This window comes from Pseudotamlana agarivorans, from assembly GCF_018860245.1.
Classification (GTDB): Bacteria; Bacteroidota; Bacteroidia; order Flavobacteriales; family Flavobacteriaceae; genus Pseudotamlana; species Pseudotamlana agarivorans_A.
This window is the reverse complement of the sequence record NZ_JAHKPD010000025.1, coordinates 1-17,124: the sequence shown is the minus strand read 5'-3', so window position 1 is coordinate 17,124 and position 17,124 is coordinate 1. Positions and strand designations below refer to the sequence as shown.

Sequence of the window (17,124 nt, the reverse complement as noted above, 5' to 3'; positions counted from 1 at the left end):
CTCAAGTTTTTCAAGTAATGAACCTTTGTGTTTTTACGTCTCTGCGAGAAATAAAATTATTGATGTACAGAACTTCGCTGAGATTTCAAGAAAAATCACAAAGAATTATTTTAGACACAGATTACACAGACTTTCATAGATTCTATACGTAATTTTCTAGTTTGAGATTGTAACTCAGACATTCATAAAGCTGAGTAAACGCTAAAAACTACCCTGTTAGCGCTCGTTTTCAACGAGTGCCGTCAAGAAAAAGAAATAGACATAAATTTGCTGTGTGTGGGATAACTGTGAAAGTCCGAGTTACAAACTCGAACTAGCGAACCCTGAAAAAAAATCAGTGGAAATCAGTGTTTGAAAATTTCCTCAGCGAAACTCTGTGTTACCTCTGTGAAACTTTGCGTAATAACAAAAAAAAGCCTGCAACGTAAGTTACAGGCTTTTTTGTATAATGTGACCGGGCTGGGGCTCGAACCCAGGACCCTCTCCTTAAAAGGGAGATGCTCTACCAACTGAGCTACCAGGTCATTATGTCAAGCTAACTAATTGTCGTTAGCGGGTGCAAATATAAAAGCTTTATTTAAAAATACAATGCTTTTTTTAAATAAATTTTCGTTTTTTTGTGAGAGATAAATCTATGTTTTTAGAAATCAAATTATAACGAGAAAATGATCATTGTATTAATAGGATATATGGCTTCTGGAAAGACGTCAATTGGAAAAAGATTAGCCGCTAAATTGAACTATACCTTCATAGATTTAGATGATCTGATTGAAGAAAAAGAAAATGCTTCGGTTACAGAAGTATTTAAAAATAAAGGTGAAGTTTACTTCAGAAAAAAAGAAACCGAGTATCTTAAAGAAGTTTTAGCCATGTCTGGAAACATCATCCTTTCAGTTGGAGGAGGAGCGCCTTGTTACAGTAATAACATGAAGGATATTTTAGATGCTGAAAACGCTAAAAGTATTTACCTAAAAGCGACGATTCCAACTTTAGCCGAAAAGTTGCTGCGTAAAAAAGCCAAGCGTCCGTTAATTGCTCATATTGAAACTGAAGAAGCCATGGCTGAATTCATTGGGAAACACTTATTTGAGCGTTCGCCATTTTACAGTCAAGCTGAAATTAAAGTATCAATAGATAACAAAGCAAAAGATGAAATTGTAGAAGATGTACTGTCTGTATTATTCTAAAACAGCTTCAAAATTTTTACCTTCTAAAGTCACATGAACATGTTCCTTTAAGGAAGTCGATAATGAAATACCCTTAAAATCTGCTTTTACAGGGTATTTTTTATGATTTCTATTCACGAGAACGGCTGTTTTAAATTGCTTTAATGGTACATCTAGAAAGTGCTTTACACCGTAAATTAATGTTGTTCCAGAATTTAAAACATCGTCAACCAGCACTAAAGATTTATTTTTATACGCTTCAGGTTTTAATGACGTGGTAATTTCTAACCATGGTTGTTTTTTATCCATAGTTACTTTACAAAGTACAGGTGAAATCTCAGATATTTTTTGAAGTGCTAATTTTAGCTTTTTCGCAAAAATATAGCCGTTGGTTCCAATGCCAGCTAAAATAACCTCTTTTTCATCCACATTGCTTTCATAAATTTGAAACGCAATACGTCTTATTTTATGATTGATTTCGTTATGATTAAGGATGATATTATTATTAACTGTCATACATTGTATATTTAAAGCATAAAATTACTCAATTTTATTTAAGATTCTGTTTCCTCAATAAAATTTTCATCGGTATAATCGTCTATATCTCGACGGTCTTTTTTGGTAGGCCTTCCAGTTCCTTTTTTTCGGTAATAATCTTTCGAATATTTAAGAAGCTCTTGTGCTTCAAATTGTTCTTTTGGAGTAATATCGGTTCGATAGAGATCTACTATCTTAGCGCCAACACGGTTTGGGGGTAGGTCATTAACTTTAAGTTTATAGTTAATTTGGTTTTTTCTTAATTCCACGGTGTCCAAAGGATAAACATCACGGCTTGGCTTTACAATCTCCTGGTTAATTCGAACCTGACCTTTTTTACACGCCGTAGTTGCCAGTGTTCTGGTTTTATAATATCTAACACACCATAAATACTTGTCTATTCGCATATAATTAATACTAAAACTACGTTAATCTTATTGTGCAAGAATATATTTATATCGTATCTTGCGGCTTCAAAAATAAGGAATATTGAACTTTATTGCGTATAAATTCGCTTACGATCTGTTGGGTTTGAATTTATACCCGTTTTCCTTCACTTTAATAAATGATTTTGAGAATGAAATTAATGAAATTAAGTTTGTTTGTATTAGGTTTAGCAACCTGTTTTTTTTCTTGTGACAAGGACGATGATGATGATAGTACTACAATAGTAATAAGAGATAGAACAGAACAACAAGTTGAAGATAAAGCGTTGTTACTTGATTATTTAGAAACGCATTATTATAATGCCTCTAAATTTGATAGTTCTAATCCAGATCCTAAATCTGAAGATATTGTAATTACCGAGCTTAATGATGGTGATGTCGTTCCTGTAGGTCATAAGTTGTTAATTGATGATGTGATCACGAAGGATGTGAATTATGCCGATACAGATTACGAAATTTATTATTTGGATTTAAACAGAAACGTAGATCCAAATGCGCCTTCACCACATTTTTGTGATAATGTTGTAACAAATTATGAAGGGTTTACCTTGGATAATGAAGTTTTTGATAGATCTACAAATGGTGCTTTTAATACCGACTTGTTAAGCCTTATCACGGCTTGGCAAAAAGTGATTCCTGAATTTCACACAGCAGAAACTTTTAACGAAAATGCAGACGGGACCTCTAATTACGTAAATCATGGTGTAGGGGTGATGTTTGTACCTTCTGGATTAGCATATTACTCTACAGGTAGTACAAGTATACCAGCTTATACCTGTATCGCTTTTACTTTTGATCTGTTACAAATGTTCGAAAATGATCATGATGGTGATGGCGTGCCTTCTTATTTGGAAGATATTAATGGCGATGGCCAATTCACCTTAAATTCAGCAGTCGATGTTTTTGATGGTGATGATACCGATGGTAATGGGGTTATAGATGCTTATGATACCGACGATGATGGCGATGGTGTGTTAACTATTTATGAGGATATTGATGGTGATGGGGATCCAACAAATGATATTGGAAAAAACGGAATTCCGAAGTATTTAGACCCCGAAGAAACGGAAGCCAATTACGATGTAGATAAGATATAGAGTATTTAAACATAAAAAAACCTCGTTAAGCGAGGTTTTTTTATGTTTATAATTCAAGTAAATGATTAAAGCAATAAAGATAAACTCAAAATAAGTTGGTTAGAGCGCGTATCGATGCGTCCTGTTGCGCCTCCCGGAAAATTAGAATCTATAATAGAAGCTTCATTTTTAGTAAAAGCACGTTCATATCTTAAGTCGATACCTATTCTTTTCAAATTAAATCCTAATCCGATATTTAGTCCAACGGTATAGTCTTTTTCCAAATCACCTATCGAAAGCGATTCAAATTCAGAATCTATAATATATTGAAATGAAGGACCGGCAAATAAACTTAGCGGACCTATAACATCTAATCCAGCAAGTATAGTACCATCAATTTTTTGCATTTTAAAAGCATCACCGTCATAATCTGTTTTCGTATTCGTGTAAACAAGTTCTGGTTTAAGAAATATAAAACCTCCTGTTTTTCCAAAAACACCTATATGAAAACCAGCATTTGCCGTGGGGTCTTTATAAGCGTCTTCAACAGCATCAAAATAATCACCATTGGCATTATAATTTAATCCACCTTTAATACCCCAACCAGCTTCTGATTGTGCTATGGATAGATTTGGAACTACTCCAATTAATAAAATAAAAAAGAGTTTCTTTCCAATTCCTGATTTCTGGAAGCATTTTTTTACCATAATTTTTAAGTTTGTCATGTTGTTTGTTTTAAGTTCAAATATAAAATCATTAACGACATTAGAACAGTATTATTTTCTTTTTAATACAATCGTTTTCATATTTCAGTTAATTATCTTTGTCCACTTAATGGTGACATTCTTTAATCTAAGGAGCATTTTCCCTAGAATTCATGTTCATAAAAGCATAATAGAAATAAGATGAAGTTTGAAATAAACGCACAAGACCCACAGAGTAAGGCTAGGGCAGGTAAATTAACAACAGATCATGGTGTTATTGAAACGCCTATTTTTATGCCTGTAGGTACTGTTGGAACGGTTAAAGGCGTGCATCAGCGTGAGTTAAAGGATGATATAAATCCAGATATAATATTGGGCAATACTTACCATTTATACTTGCGCCCACAAACGAATATTATCGAAAAAGCTGGCGGACTTCATAAATTCATGAATTGGGACAGGAATATTTTAACCGATTCAGGGGGGTATCAAGTATATTCACTTTCTGCCAATAGAAAAATTAAAGAAGAAGGTGTTAAGTTTAAATCGCATATCGACGGAAGCTATCATACGTTTACTCCAGAAAATGTAATGGAAATTCAACGTTCTATCGGTGCCGATATCATTATGGCTTTCGATGAGTGTACCCCTTATCCTTGCGACTATAATTATGCGAAGCGTTCCATGCACATGACCCACCGTTGGCTGGATAGATGTATTAATCATTTAGAAAAAACACCGCTAAAATATGATTATAATCAAGCATTTTTTCCAATTGTACAAGGGAGTACGTATACCGATTTAAGAAAACAATCGGCAGAGTATATAGCTAATGCAGGAGCAATAGGTAATGCTATTGGTGGTTTATCGGTTGGAGAACCAGCGGAAGAAATGTATGCCATGACCGATGTAGTATGTTCTATTTTACCTGAAGACAAACCACGATACTTAATGGGGGTAGGAACACCAATCAATATTCTAGAAAATATAGCGTTAGGTGTAGATATGTTCGACTGTGTAATGCCTACTAGAAATGCCAGAAATGGCATGTTATTTACTGCCAACGGTACTATAAATATTAAAAACCTAAAATGGGCAGACGATTTTTCACCTATAGACGAGATGGGAATCACTTTTGTGGATACCGAGTATACGAAAGCATATTTACGTCATTTATTTACTGTTAATGAATTACTAGGGAAACAAATTGCCACTATTCACAACCTAGGATTTTATTTATGGTTGGTTCGCGAAGCTAGAAAACATATATTAGCAGGAGATTTTAGAACATGGAAAGACAAAATGGTAAAACAAATGGATAATCGTTTATAAGTAACATGAAAATTTTAGATTGGTACATACTAAAACGTTATTTGTTTACATTTTTTATGATGTTACTGCTCTTTATTCCCATTGGGATAACGGTGCATTTGGCAGAGAAAATTGGTAAAATTTTAGATAATGATGTGCCTTTAAATGAGGTTTTAGTGTACCTCTTAGATTTTACTGTTTATTTTGCTCATTTATTATTTCCACTATTTTTATTCTTATCTGTTATTTGGTTTACATCTAAACTGGCTAATAACACCGAAATTATTGCATTTTTAAGCTCAGGAGTTTCGTTTTCTAGGTTTTTAAGACCTTATATGATTGGCGCTTTTATTGTGTCGATTCTAGCCATTATAATGGGGCTTTTTCTAGCGCCTAAGGCAAGTGAAGGTTTTAATGATTTTAGCTACAAATATTTTAAAAAAGGGCGTAGTGACGTAGATAATACCAATGTTTACAGACAAATTAATGATAATGATATTATTTATGTTAGTAGTTTCGATGTTAAAAACAGCAGAGGTAATAACTTCACTTTAGAGCATTTTGAAGACAACAAACTAGCGTATAAAATTAATGCCTCGAGCATTCAATATATTGAAAAAGATACTTTGTACCGCCTTACCAATTATGTGAAACGTACTATTGGGGAACGTGAAGATGAATTAGAAATTGTACGACGAAAAGATACCCTTTTCAGTTTTGATGTCGATGATTTAATTCCTGTTATTTATGCTGCTGAAACTAAAATGTATGGCGATTTAAAAAACTTTATAGCTAAAGAAGAGGCTCGAGGTTCTAGTAATGTAGGGCGCTTTAAATTGGTACTATATAGAAAATGGAGCTTACCAGTATCTGTGTTTATTTTAACCATTATTGCCGTGGCTGTATCATCAATGAAACGACGTGGCGGTATGGGAGTTAATCTAGCTGTTGGTATTTGCATCGCTATGGTTTTCGTGTTTTTTGATAAGATTTTCGGGGTAATGGCAGAGCAATCTGATTTTCCGCCGTTAGTAGCTGTATGGTTTCCAAATGTTATTTTTGGTATTTTGGCTATATTCCTGATGTCCAATGCCAAACGTTAGACTTAAACAGTTGTAATTATTAACCTGTATGCTGTTGTGTTAACCTATAATTTAGAGCCAGTTTATGGTATTACATTAGCCGTTAATTTGTTTCCTGAAAAAGAAAATATGAGCACTAATTTTTATATCGGAGCCCTTGTTATTATTGGATTCATTGTTGTAAACGCTAGATTAAAAGGGGGAAGAAAACTAAAAAGAAAGCGAACTTAACATCATATCATAATTAAAGTTTTTATATTTGCAGACTAACCTTTGTTTAAAAAGTAATAACTAAATTTCTATGGAATATTTAGAATTTGAACTTCCAATAAAAGAACTTGAAGACCAATTGCAAAAATGTGCAATCATTGGACAAGAAAGTGATGTTGATGTTTCTGAGACTTGTTCTCAGATTGAAAAGAAGTTAAAAGATACTCAAAAAGAATTATATAAAAATTTGACGCCATGGCAACGTGTGCAATTATCACGTCATCCAGATAGACCATATACCTTAGATTATATTAAAGCGATTTGTGGCACTTCTTTTTTAGAACTTCACGGCGATAGAAGCTTTAAAGATGATAAGGCTATGCTTGGTGGTTTAGGTAAAATTGGAGACCAAAGCTTTATGTTTATTGGTCAGCAAAAAGGGTTTAATACCAAAACTAGGCAATATAGAAACTTCGGAATGGCTAATCCAGAAGGTTACAGAAAAGCGTTACGCTTAATGAAGTCTGCTGAAAAATTTGGTATTCCTGTGGTAACTTTTTTAGATACACCGGGAGCTTATCCAGGTTTGGAAGCTGAAGAGCGCGGACAAGGAGAAGCGATTGCTAGAAATATTTTAGAAATGACGCGTTTAAAAGTGCCTATTATTACCGTCGTAATTGGTGAAGGAGCTTCTGGGGGAGCTTTAGGTATTGGTGTTGGTGATAAAGTTTTCATGTTAGAAAATACATGGTACTCTGTGATTTCGCCAGAATCTTGTTCTTCAATCTTATGGCGTAGCTGGGAGTATAAGGAACAAGCTGCTGAATCTTTAAAACTTACAGCTTCAGATATGAAAAAATTGAAACTTGTAGATGGTATTATTAAAGAACCACTTGGTGGCGCACATAGAAATCGTGAAAAAACATTTCAATCGGTTAGTGATACTATTTTAAAATCTTTTGAGGAGCTTAAAAAGTTATCACCAGCAGATTTGGTTTCAGAGCGTATGGATAAATATGCTAATATGGGAGTCTTTAAAGGCTAAGCCTATTGAAACCGAAACGTATTAAAATCTGAAGTAATACCAACTTCAGATTTTTTGTGCTTATTAACAAAATAATTTATTTATTAACAGCTGATTGTTAACGAGTAGTGAACAACCCTAAGCGTTAAAATTCATCAAAACACTTTCTTTTTAGTTACTTTCGCAGTCATGAAACAACCAAATCAAATCTCTTCCTATAAAGTAGACAAAAGTACGCTTATTAGCCTTGAAAAAGGTAAAATTCCGCCTCAAGCAATTGATTTAGAAGAGGTTGTGTTGGGTGCTATGATGATTGATAAAAAAGGTGTAGATGAAGTTATTGATATTTTAAGTCAAGATGCTTTCTATAAAGAAGCCCATCAATACATCTTTGAAGCTATTTTTCAGCTGTTTGAAAACAGTGAGCCTGTCGACTTATTAACCGTTTCTACCCAATTAAAAAAGAACGCTAGGTTAGAGGCTGCTGGAGGTGATTTTTACCTTATCGGATTAACAAATAAGGTATCTTCATCGGCTCATATTGAGTTTCATGCACGTATTATTTTACAGAAATTTATTCAACGTAGTTTAATTAAAATTTCTAATGAAATTATAGAAGAAGCCTACGATGAAACTAAAGATGTTTTTGATTTATTAGATACAGCAGAATCAAAATTATACGAAGTTACCCAAGGTAATATTAAAAAATCTAGTGAAACAGCACTGGACTTGGTAATTCAAGCGAAAAAGAAAATTGAAGAAATTTCAAATAAAGAGGGGCTTAGTGGTATTCCTACAGGTTTTCATAAATTGGATAAACTAACCTCAGGTTGGCAGCCTTCCGATTTAATTATTATTGCAGCCCGTCCTGGTATGGGTAAAACAGCATTAACCTTATCCATGGCAAGAAATATTGCCGTAGATCAAAACATTCCAGTGGCCTTTTTCTCATTAGAGATGGCATCGGTACAATTAATTACGCGTTTAATTTCTAGTGAAACAGGATTATCTTCGGAAAAACTACGTACTGGAAAATTAGAAAAACACGAATGGGAACAATTAAATGTAAAGGTGAAAGGTTTAGAAAACGCACCGTTATTTATTGATGATACGCCGTCACTTTCTATATTTGATCTAAGAGCAAAAGCGCGCCGTTTGGCTTCGCAACATGGTATTAAAATGATCATGATTGATTATTTACAGTTAATGACAGGTGGTTCTAACCATGGTGGAAATCGTGAGCAAGAAATCTCAATGATTTCTCGAAACCTTAAAGCTTTAGCAAAGGAACTTATGGTACCTGTAATTGCCTTATCTCAGCTATCACGTGCCGTTGAAACTCGTGGCGGTAGTAAAAGACCTTTACTTTCCGATTTACGTGAATCTGGAGCGATTGAGCAGGATGCCGATATTGTATCCTTTATCTACAGACCAGAATATTATAAAATTGACGAATGGGATGACGAAGAACGTTCTCCAACAGAAGGGCAAGGTGAGTTTATTGTAGCAAAGCACCGTAATGGTGGTTTGGAAAACATCCGTTTAAAATTCTTAGGTCACTTAGGTAAGTTTGATAATTTAGATGATTTTGATTCGCCGTTTGGAGACAATGAATTTCATTCCAAAATGAATGCCGCAGCAAACGATAATACGTTCCAATCTGATAATTTTAAGGCCAGTCCAGATCAAGCTTTTGGTAGCTCTTTCAATGATGACGATGATAATGAAGTGCCGTTTTAACGCGTAATATTTCGTTAAATGGTTTAATGAGCTGTAATTTTTAAGTATCTTTCAGTTTATAATCCTTTGAGTTTTTTCCTTACGAAAAGTAACGATTGAGAAAACTTAAAAACTTTTATTTTCAAATTGAAAAAAATAATATTTACCTTATTCTTTATATTTTTAGGGCTTAATTCCTATGCGTCCTACATCCTCATTCCTATGGATGCCGGGAGCCAAAAAAATCACCTAAAAGCATACGGAATTACCTATTGGACACTTAACAGAGACTTAAAAGTGAAGTGGCTGTTAAACTTTAGAGGTGGTTCTTTTTTATTGCCTGATACCGAAGATATTCAAAGGGAGTGTCAAATTCGAGGGGTTTCTTTTGAAATCATTTCTAATGCTAAAACAGAAAGTATCCTTGAAGATATAAGCAGTCCCAGCAAAAACATGGAAGCTGTTGTTTTAGAGAAGGCACCAAAAATAGCGGTTTACACACCTAAAGGAAAATTACCTTGGGATGATGCCGTAACCATGGTACTTCAATATGCCGAAATCCCTTATGAAACGGTTTACGATGAAGAAGTTTTAAACGATGGTTTACTTGTTTTCGATTGGTTACACTTGCATCACGAAGATTTCACAGGGCAATACGGCAAATTTTATGCCCAATATCGTGCAACCTCATGGTATATAGACGAGAAAAAAGAAGCCGAAGATTTAGCCGAAAAATTGGGTTATAGTAAAGTTTCTGAGGAAAAATTAGCCGTGTCTTTAAAAATTAGAGATTATGTTATTGGTGGCGGCTTTATGTTTGCCATGTGTAGTGCGACCGATAGTTTTGATATCGCACTCTCTGCTGAAGGTGTCGATATTTGTGAACCTATGTTTGACGGCGATGGTAGTGATCCAAATTATCAGAATAAAATTGACTACACTAAAACCTTTGCGTTTACCGATTTTTTGATTGAACGCAGCCCAGTAGTTTATGAGTTCTCTTCTATTGATATGACAAGAAAACGCATGATTCCTAAAACAGCAGATTATTTTTCACTAATGGATTTTTCGGCAAAATGGGATCCTATTCCGACTATGTTGTGCCAGAATCATACGGCTTTAGTAAAAGGTTTTATGGGACAAACTACGGCGTTTACACGTGAAGAAATTAAATCGAATGTATTAGTTCTGGGTGAAACAAAATCCAATGGTGAAGCCAAATACATTCATGGAATAAAAGGAAAAGGTTTTTTTACGTTTTATGGCGGACATGACCCTGAAGATTATCAGCATCGGGTAGGGGATGCTAAAACAGAATTAGACTTACACCCAACCTCTCCAGGTTATCGCCTAATTTTGAATAATGTGTTGTTTCCAGCTGCAAAAAAGAAGAAACAAAAAACTTAATTGAATTTTCTTTGTTAGATTTATACTTTTAAATAACATGATTAGTAAAGTGTCAGGCCGAGCGCAGTCGAGGTCGACTGTATTGTAAGTACAAGTTCTTCACTGATCAGTAACAATTATTTTGCACGATTATATTTTCAATCATGAATTTTTTTCAAAAGGAAATAAAATTAAAACCACATTCTAGAGGGTTTCATTTAATTACAGAGGACATTCTAAAGGCAATGCCTGAAATTAAAGATTTACAAATGGGGCAGATGCAAGTTTTTATCAAGCATACTTCAGCCAGTTTAACCATTAACGAAAACGCCGATTTTACCGTGCGTCAAGATTTTGAAAGTCATTTTAATAAAATGGTTCCTGAAAATGCGCCCTACTACAAACATAATTACGAAGGTCCTGATGACATGCCAGCACATATTAAAGCTTCTTTATTAGGTGCTTCTGTTCAAATCCCTATTACAAACGGACGATTAAATTTGGGGATTTGGCAAGGTATTTATTTGTGTGAACATCGTGATTATGGAGGGGCTCGTAGTCTTGTGGTTACGGCTTTTGGGAATTAATAAAATTATAGATTGAAGTCTAACGAACTTAGAGATACTATATTTATGGAAGCAAATGAAAAAATTAGAGAACAGATTTTTGAGATTATAAAAAATCAACTTAGGGATAATAATCCACCTGAAGTTAAGGTGACATATAATAGATTGATAAAAAACGGATATGATGATTTTGATACCAAACAGATGATTGGACAGTGCGTGTCTGTTGAGTTATTTGAAGTTATAAAAAATCAAAAACCATTCAATCTAGAACGGTACATCAAAAACCTAAAAGCATTACCTAAGGAGCCATTTGAGTAAATTTTTAACGAAGTTCAATCTAGTATTTTATTTCTCGAAAAGGTACAAAGTCGCCAAGATGTAGCACACAAAAATTAATGATAATTAGTGTAATTCGTGTCAAAAATAAGGTTTTGAGCTAAAATCTGTGTAAATCGGTGAAATCTGTGTCTGGAAAAATTGGTTGCTGGTTTTTGGTTATTAGTTTTTGGAGGCTTAGTCGTATGCTAATTTTTACATAATAGTATGCACATTAAGTTATTGATTTTCTCAGTGGAGCTCTGTGTCATTCTCTGTGAAACTCTGCGTAATAGCTTCTTGAAATTGGTTGCTGGTTTTTGGTTATTAGTTTTTGGAGCCTTGCTCGCCTACTAATTTTTTACATAATAGCATGCGTATTAATTCATTGATTTTCTCAGTGAAACTCTGTGAAATCTCAGTGCCTCTCTGCGTAATAGCATAAAGAAGCAAGCGCCCAAAATACCACAAAAAAAATCCGATTCTTGCGAATCGGATTTTTTATTAAGCGAATAATATGTTTTACAATAGGCAAAAAGCCTTATTTTACTTTTTCAATTACAGCTTTGAAAGCCTCTGGGTTGTTCATAGCTAAATCGGCTAAAACCTTACGGTTTAATTCGATATCATTAGCTTTTAATTGGCCCATGAATTGAGAATAAGATAAACCATGTTCTCTGGCTGCAGCGTTAATACGCGTAATCCATAAGGCACGGAATGTTCTCTTTTTGTTTCTACGGTCTCTATACGAGTATTGCATCGCTTTGTCAACCGCGTTTTTTGCTACTGTCCAAACGTTTTTACGACGTCCGAAGTAACCTTTTGCTTGTTTTAGAACCTTTTTTCTTCTGGCTCTTTTTGCTACAGAGTTTACTGATCTTGGCATAATTTTAATGTGTTTTGTAGTAGGCGGTTAAAATGCTTTCTAGTTATTCATTTTTGGTCTATTTCTAGATTTAAAACTTCTAACTTTTAATTTTTAACTCTTTTTTACTGGCCTAACTCCAGGGTTTATAAATTGTTTTAACCGATTAAAACCGATGTGTTTATTTTAAACGCATCATAGTTTTAATGTTATCCTCATCTGCTTTGTGTACCAAACCATCATGAGTTAACTTTAGCTTACGCTTTTTAGATTTCTTTGTTAAGATGTGACTCTTAAAAGCGTGCTTTCTTTTGATCTTTCCAGTACCCGTTATTTTAAAACGTTTCTTGGCACTAGATTTTGTTTTCATTTTAGGCATTTTCTTCTTCCTAGTTTATAATTATTTCGCTTAATTATTTTCACGCTGAATATATGTTCAGCTTTTTGTTCTACTTTAACTAATGCTTATTACTTTTTTGGAGCAATAAACATGGTCATACGCTTACCTTCTAATCGAGGCATTTGCTCTACTTTTCCAAATTCTTCAAGATCGGTTGCTAATTTTAATAATAAAATTTGCCCTTGTTCTTTGAATATGATAGAACGTCCTTTAAAGAATACGAATGCTTTTAATTTTGCACCCTCTTTTAAGAACTTCTCTGCGTGTTTCTTTTTAAACTCGTAGTCATGATCATCGGTTTGTGGACCAAAACGAATTTCTTTAATGATAACTTTCGTCGCTTTAGATTTTAAAGCCTTATCACGTTTCTTTTGTTCGTAAAGAAACTTTTTATAGTCCATAACCTTACAAACCGGTGGGTCTGCATTAGGAGATATTTCTACAAGATCTAACTCTTGCTCATTCGCTATTCTTAAAGCATCACCTTTAGTGTAAATACCAATCTCTACGTTATCGCCTACTAGACGTAACTTTTGAGCAGTAATTTTAGAGTTAATTTTATGCTTGTCTTCTTGCGAAACCCTTCTTGGTTGCTGTCTTCTTCTAATTGCTATGGCCTTATGATTTTAAATTAAACTTATTATTTTCTAAAACGATTTCAACGTTTTTTTAATGTCTTCTTTTATAATTTCAGAGAAAGCTTCAACAGAAATCATTCCTAAATCTGCGCCACCGTGCTGACGTACAGTGATTTTACCTTCTTGTTCTTCTTGCTCGCCTATAATGATCATATAAGGATGCTTTTGCATTTCGGCTTCCCTAATTTTCTTCCCTATAGTTTCATTTCTATGGTCTACAAGGGCGCGAATTTCGTCATTTTCTAGCAAATTTAAAACTTTTTGTGAGTATTTTTCATATTTCTCGCTAATTGATAGGATAATTACCTGTGTTGGCATTAACCAAAGCGGGAAATTACCCCCTGTATGTTCTAGCAATAGTGCTACAAAACGCTCCATACTTCCAAAAGGAGCACGGTGAATCATAACTGGTCTGTGGGATTCATTATCGCTACCTTTATATGTTAAATCAAAACGTTCTGGTAAATTGTAATCTACTTGAATCGTTCCTAATTGCCAGCGTCTTCCTAAAGCATCTTTCACCATGAAATCTAACTTCGGACCATAAAAAGCAGCTTCTCCAGTTTCAATAACAAAATCTAAACCTTTATCGGTCGCGGCATTAATAATCGCTTGTTCTGCTTTTTCCCAGTTTTCAACATCACCAATATATTTATCTGGATTTTCAGGATCTCTTACAGAAACTTGTGCCGTAAAGTTTTCAAATCCTAAAGAACCAAATACATAAAGTACTAAATCGATAACATCCTTAAATTCTTTATCCAATTGTTCTGGCATACAGAATAAGTGGGCGTCATCTTGAGTAAAGCCACGTACACGAGTTAAACCGTGCAATTCGCCACTTTGTTCATATCTATATACGGTACCAAATTCAGCATAACGTTTTGGTAAATCTTTATAACTCCATTGTGCACTGTTGTAAATTTCACAGTGGTGCGGACAGTTCATTGGTTTTAATAAAAACTCTTCATCTTCCTTAGGTGTTAAAATAGGTTGGAAGCTATCTTCACCATATTTAGCATAGTGCCCTGATGTTTCATACAGTTCCTTTTGTCCAATATGTGGGGTAACCACCATTTCGTAGCCTGCTTTTTTCTGAGCCGCTTTCAAGAAATTCTCTAAACGTTCGCGTAAAGCAGCACCTTTAGGTAACCATAACGGTAAACCCTGTCCAACGCGTTTAGAAAATGTAAAAAGTTCTAACTCCTTACCAAGTTTTCTATGGTCGCGTTTTTTTGCTTCTTCAAGCATATGTAAATATTCGGTAAGCTCTTTTTGCTTCGGAAACGAAATGCCGTAAACACGTGTTAATTGTGGGTTCTTCTCATTACCTCTCCAGTAAGCACCAGCAACACTTAATATTTTAACTGCTTTGATGATTCCGGTGTTTGGAATGTGCCCACCACGACATAAATCGGTAAACGTAGCGTGGTCACAAAATGTAATGGTGCCATCTTCTAAGTTTTCAATTAATTCTGTTTTAAAAGGATTTTCTTTATAAAGGTCTAAAGCTTCAGCCTTACTTGCCGAACGCATTTTAAACTCATGCTTTCCTCTTGCGATTTCAAGCATTTTAGTTTCAATGGCTTTAAAATCTTTTTCAGAAACAGTGTGGTCGCCAAAATCAACATCATAATAAAAACCATTTTCGATAGCCGGACCAATAGTAAGTTTAGCGCCTTCATACAATTCCTCAATAGCTTGAGCTAAAACGTGAGCAGAACTATGCCAAAAAGCGGTTTTACCTTCGTCCTCCCTCCAGGTGTATAAAATTAAAGCACCATCGGTAGTTAATGGAGTTACTGTTTCAATAGTTGTACCATTAAAATTTGCAGAAATCACGTTTCTAGCAAATCCTTCACTAATGCTTTTTGCAACATCCATAGGTGTAACGCCTTCATCAAACGTTTTCACACTGCCATCAGGTAATGTAATATGTATCATAAAATATTTTAAAATCTGGCTGCAAAGATAATGGTATAAAATTGTTAATACAATTACAGTGTATTATTATTTAAAGTTGATAGCTATTATTTTAATGATTTTTGGCAGGTTAATCATTGCTCGGCCTATTTTGATATAAGTGGACGTACTTTTTTTAATCCTATAATCCTTATCATACCGGTGCATATTATAACTAAGTTTTTATAATTGAACGTTTACAGTATTAACGTAAGTAAGGTTGATGTTATGAATACTAAAATGCATTAAAATGGATTGTTTATAGTTGCTACAGTTAGGGTTGTACACGTTTTATAAATTGTTATATTTGAAATCAACAACCTATTTTATGAATAAACTAATAACCCTTTTAATCGCTTTATTAAGTTTACAGGCGGTTAGCGCCCAACAAATAGATAGCGATATATTAAAAGGAAAAGATACTATTATAATCGGTTATAATATTGATCCGCCTTTTTGCTTTTTAGAAAACGGAAAATTAGAAGGGATAAGTGTGAGGTTGTGGCATAAAATCAATAAATCCTTAAATGATCATGTTTATATCTATGAACAACGCACATTAGAACATTTATTAGAAGGAGTTGGAAATGGCGAAATAGATATGTCGTTATCGCCATTAACCATCACTAGTGATCGCCATGCTGTTATGGACTTTTCTGTACCTTATTATATATCCGAATGTAAGGGCTTGATTAAAAGTAAATCTCAAGGCGGTAGGCTAATTGATTATCTTAATTCTTTTTTTAGTTTCAACTTCTTAAAAGTCATAGGAACGTTACTATTCTTATTAACCCTGTTTGGGGTATTAGTTTGGTTTTTCGAGCGTCATAAAAACAAAGATGAGTTTGGCCCAGGTTGGCATGGTGTTTTTAATAGTATTTGGTGGTCTGCAGTAACCATGACAACGGTAGGTTATGGCGATAAATCTCCTAAAACGGTAGGAGGTAGGTTTGTCGGGTTAATTTGGATGTTTACCGCTATCGTTCTTATTTCAGGTATAACAGCCAGTATTGCATCATCGTTAACCGTGCATAAACTGCGTATTTCCGACGATAGTTTTGATACATTTAAGAATTACAAAATTGGTACCGTTAAAAAATCAGCAACCGAATCCTGGTTAGTAAACCACTACTTTAATAAAGTGAGCTCTTATCAAACATTTTCAGAATTAATGGAAGGTTTAAATAACGATGAAATTCAAGCCTTAGCTTACGACGAACCTTTAATTAGATTTACATTAAAGGATTTAGACGATTCAAAATACGAAGTATCCAAGTTTTCCTTTAATACCTCTATGTATGCCATGGCGTTTTCTAAACAATTTGATGCCGCATTAAAGAACGAAATATCTCAAGATATTATTGATTACATCGAATCTAATGATTGGCGTTTGCTTTTGGCTAATTACGACTTACTATATAGATAGGTTAATTCTTGTTTAATATTAACTCATTTTTATAAGCCTTTCGGCGGAAGGGTGAATTACTTCATCCATAATGATAGCAATATTATTGATGCCTAGTTTTGTAATGCTGTTTTTTTGCACCCCTTAACTTCTGAAGCTTTTGTTTTTATTAATACTATTTATTAGGGTATGTGGGTTTAGCCTTTCGGCGGAATTATTCTCGTTACATATAATGTGTACCTATATAATAGGAAGAACATTCAATAACTTTTAAAGTTTTTAGAAGATTTCGTGTAAAAAGAATATTGC

17 protein-coding genes and 1 tRNA gene are annotated in these 17,124 nt (G+C 34.1%); 10 read left to right on the top strand and 8 right to left on the bottom strand.

Features of this window, described 5'->3' with window-relative positions:
• Window positions 1-451: 451 nt before the first annotated feature.
• Window positions 452-524 (bottom strand) — tRNA-Lys (locus KO493_RS15040).
• A gap of 141 nt (window positions 525-665) precedes the next feature.
• On the opposite strand from KO493_RS15040, the gene KO493_RS15035 reads away from it, so the two are divergent.
• Window positions 666-1,187, top strand: a complete 522-nt coding sequence (locus KO493_RS15035) for a shikimate kinase (protein ID WP_216068807.1) — start codon at window positions 666-668, stop codon at window positions 1,185-1,187.
• On the opposite strand, the gene KO493_RS15030 is transcribed toward KO493_RS15035, so the two are convergent.
• Window positions 1,179-1,682, bottom strand: a complete 504-nt coding sequence (locus tag KO493_RS15030) for a phosphoribosyltransferase family protein (RefSeq protein ID WP_216068806.1) — start codon at window positions 1,680-1,682, stop codon at window positions 1,179-1,181. The two genes, KO493_RS15035 and KO493_RS15030, sit on opposite strands and share 9 nt — an antisense overlap.
• Window positions 1,683-1,720: 38 nt before the next feature.
• Window positions 1,721-2,110, bottom strand: a complete 390-nt coding sequence (locus tag KO493_RS15025; RefSeq protein WP_216068805.1) for an RNA-binding S4 domain-containing protein — start codon at window positions 2,108-2,110, stop codon at window positions 1,721-1,723.
• 170 nt (window positions 2,111-2,280) lie between these two features.
• Between KO493_RS15025 and KO493_RS15020 the strand changes: the two genes are divergently transcribed.
• Window positions 2,281-3,246: an FKBP-type peptidyl-prolyl cis-trans isomerase gene (locus KO493_RS15020; RefSeq protein ID WP_216068804.1), complete on the top strand. Its 966-nt coding sequence runs from the start codon at window positions 2,281-2,283 to the stop codon at window positions 3,244-3,246.
• 65 nt (window positions 3,247-3,311) lie between these two features.
• Here KO493_RS15020 and KO493_RS15015 read toward each other — a convergent pair whose 3' ends face one another.
• Entirely contained in the window at window positions 3,312-3,950 is a 639-nt protein-coding gene (locus KO493_RS15015) for an outer membrane beta-barrel protein (protein WP_252723247.1), read from the bottom strand.
• A gap of 180 nt (window positions 3,951-4,130) precedes the next feature.
• On the opposite strand from KO493_RS15015, the gene tgt reads away from it, so the two are divergent.
• The 7 genes from tgt to KO493_RS14980 all read left to right on the top strand — a co-directional run bounded on the left by tgt (window position 4,131) and on the right by KO493_RS14980 (window position 11,548).
• Window positions 4,131-5,261 carry a tRNA guanosine(34) transglycosylase Tgt gene (gene tgt / locus KO493_RS15010; RefSeq protein WP_216068803.1) on the top strand — a complete coding sequence of 377 codons (1,131 nt, stop codon included), beginning with the start codon at window positions 4,131-4,133 and terminating at the stop codon, window positions 5,259-5,261.
• Between the two features lie 5 nt (window positions 5,262-5,266).
• Complete coding sequence (locus KO493_RS15005) at window positions 5,267-6,343, top strand: LptF/LptG family permease (protein WP_216068802.1); 1,077 nt, start codon at window positions 5,267-5,269, stop codon at window positions 6,341-6,343.
• 280 nt (window positions 6,344-6,623) lie between these two features.
• Entirely contained in the window at window positions 6,624-7,577 is a 954-nt protein-coding gene (locus KO493_RS15000; RefSeq protein ID WP_216068801.1) for an acetyl-CoA carboxylase carboxyltransferase subunit alpha, read from the top strand.
• A gap of 168 nt (window positions 7,578-7,745) precedes the next feature.
• A complete protein-coding gene (dnaB, locus tag KO493_RS14995) occupies window positions 7,746-9,296 on the top strand; it encodes a replicative DNA helicase (protein WP_216068800.1) in 1,551 nt (516 codons plus the stop codon).
• Window positions 9,297-9,497: 201 nt separating this feature from the next.
• Complete coding sequence (locus KO493_RS14990) at window positions 9,498-10,682, top strand: asparagine synthetase B (RefSeq protein ID WP_252723256.1); 1,185 nt, start codon at window positions 9,498-9,500, stop codon at window positions 10,680-10,682.
• Window positions 10,683-10,825: 143 nt separating this feature from the next.
• On the top strand, window positions 10,826-11,248 hold the full coding sequence (locus KO493_RS14985; protein ID WP_216068798.1) for a secondary thiamine-phosphate synthase enzyme YjbQ: 423 nt from the start codon (window positions 10,826-10,828) through the stop codon (window positions 11,246-11,248).
• A 12-nt stretch (window positions 11,249-11,260) separates the two neighbouring features.
• The gene (locus KO493_RS14980; protein ID WP_216068797.1) at window positions 11,261-11,548 is read left to right on the top strand and encodes a hypothetical protein; all 288 of its coding nucleotides are present in this window, start codon (window positions 11,261-11,263) and stop codon (window positions 11,546-11,548) included.
• Window positions 11,549-12,086: 538 nt separating this feature from the next.
• On the opposite strand, the gene rplT is transcribed toward KO493_RS14980, so the two are convergent.
• The 4 genes from rplT to thrS all read right to left on the bottom strand — a co-directional run bounded on the left by rplT (window position 12,087) and on the right by thrS (window position 15,392).
• The gene (gene rplT, locus KO493_RS14975; RefSeq protein WP_067150884.1) at window positions 12,087-12,431 is read right to left on the bottom strand and encodes a 50S ribosomal protein L20; all 345 of its coding nucleotides are present in this window, start codon (window positions 12,429-12,431) and stop codon (window positions 12,087-12,089) included.
• 160 nt (window positions 12,432-12,591) lie between these two features.
• Complete coding sequence (gene rpmI / locus KO493_RS14970) at window positions 12,592-12,789, bottom strand: 50S ribosomal protein L35 (protein WP_150936195.1); 198 nt, start codon at window positions 12,787-12,789, stop codon at window positions 12,592-12,594.
• A gap of 89 nt (window positions 12,790-12,878) precedes the next feature.
• The gene (infC, locus tag KO493_RS14965; protein ID WP_216068952.1) at window positions 12,879-13,424 is read right to left on the bottom strand and encodes a translation initiation factor IF-3; all 546 of its coding nucleotides are present in this window, start codon (window positions 13,422-13,424) and stop codon (window positions 12,879-12,881) included.
• 33 nt (window positions 13,425-13,457) lie between these two features.
• The gene (gene thrS / locus KO493_RS14960; protein WP_216068796.1) at window positions 13,458-15,392 is read right to left on the bottom strand and encodes a threonine--tRNA ligase; all 1,935 of its coding nucleotides are present in this window, start codon (window positions 15,390-15,392) and stop codon (window positions 13,458-13,460) included.
• Between the two features lie 346 nt (window positions 15,393-15,738).
• Here thrS and KO493_RS14955 point away from each other — a divergent pair, with 346 nt between their 5' ends.
• Window positions 15,739-16,836 carry a transporter substrate-binding domain-containing protein gene (locus KO493_RS14955; protein WP_216068795.1) on the top strand — a complete coding sequence of 366 codons (1,098 nt, stop codon included), beginning with the start codon at window positions 15,739-15,741 and terminating at the stop codon, window positions 16,834-16,836.
• Window positions 16,837-17,124: the final 288 nt, after the last annotated feature.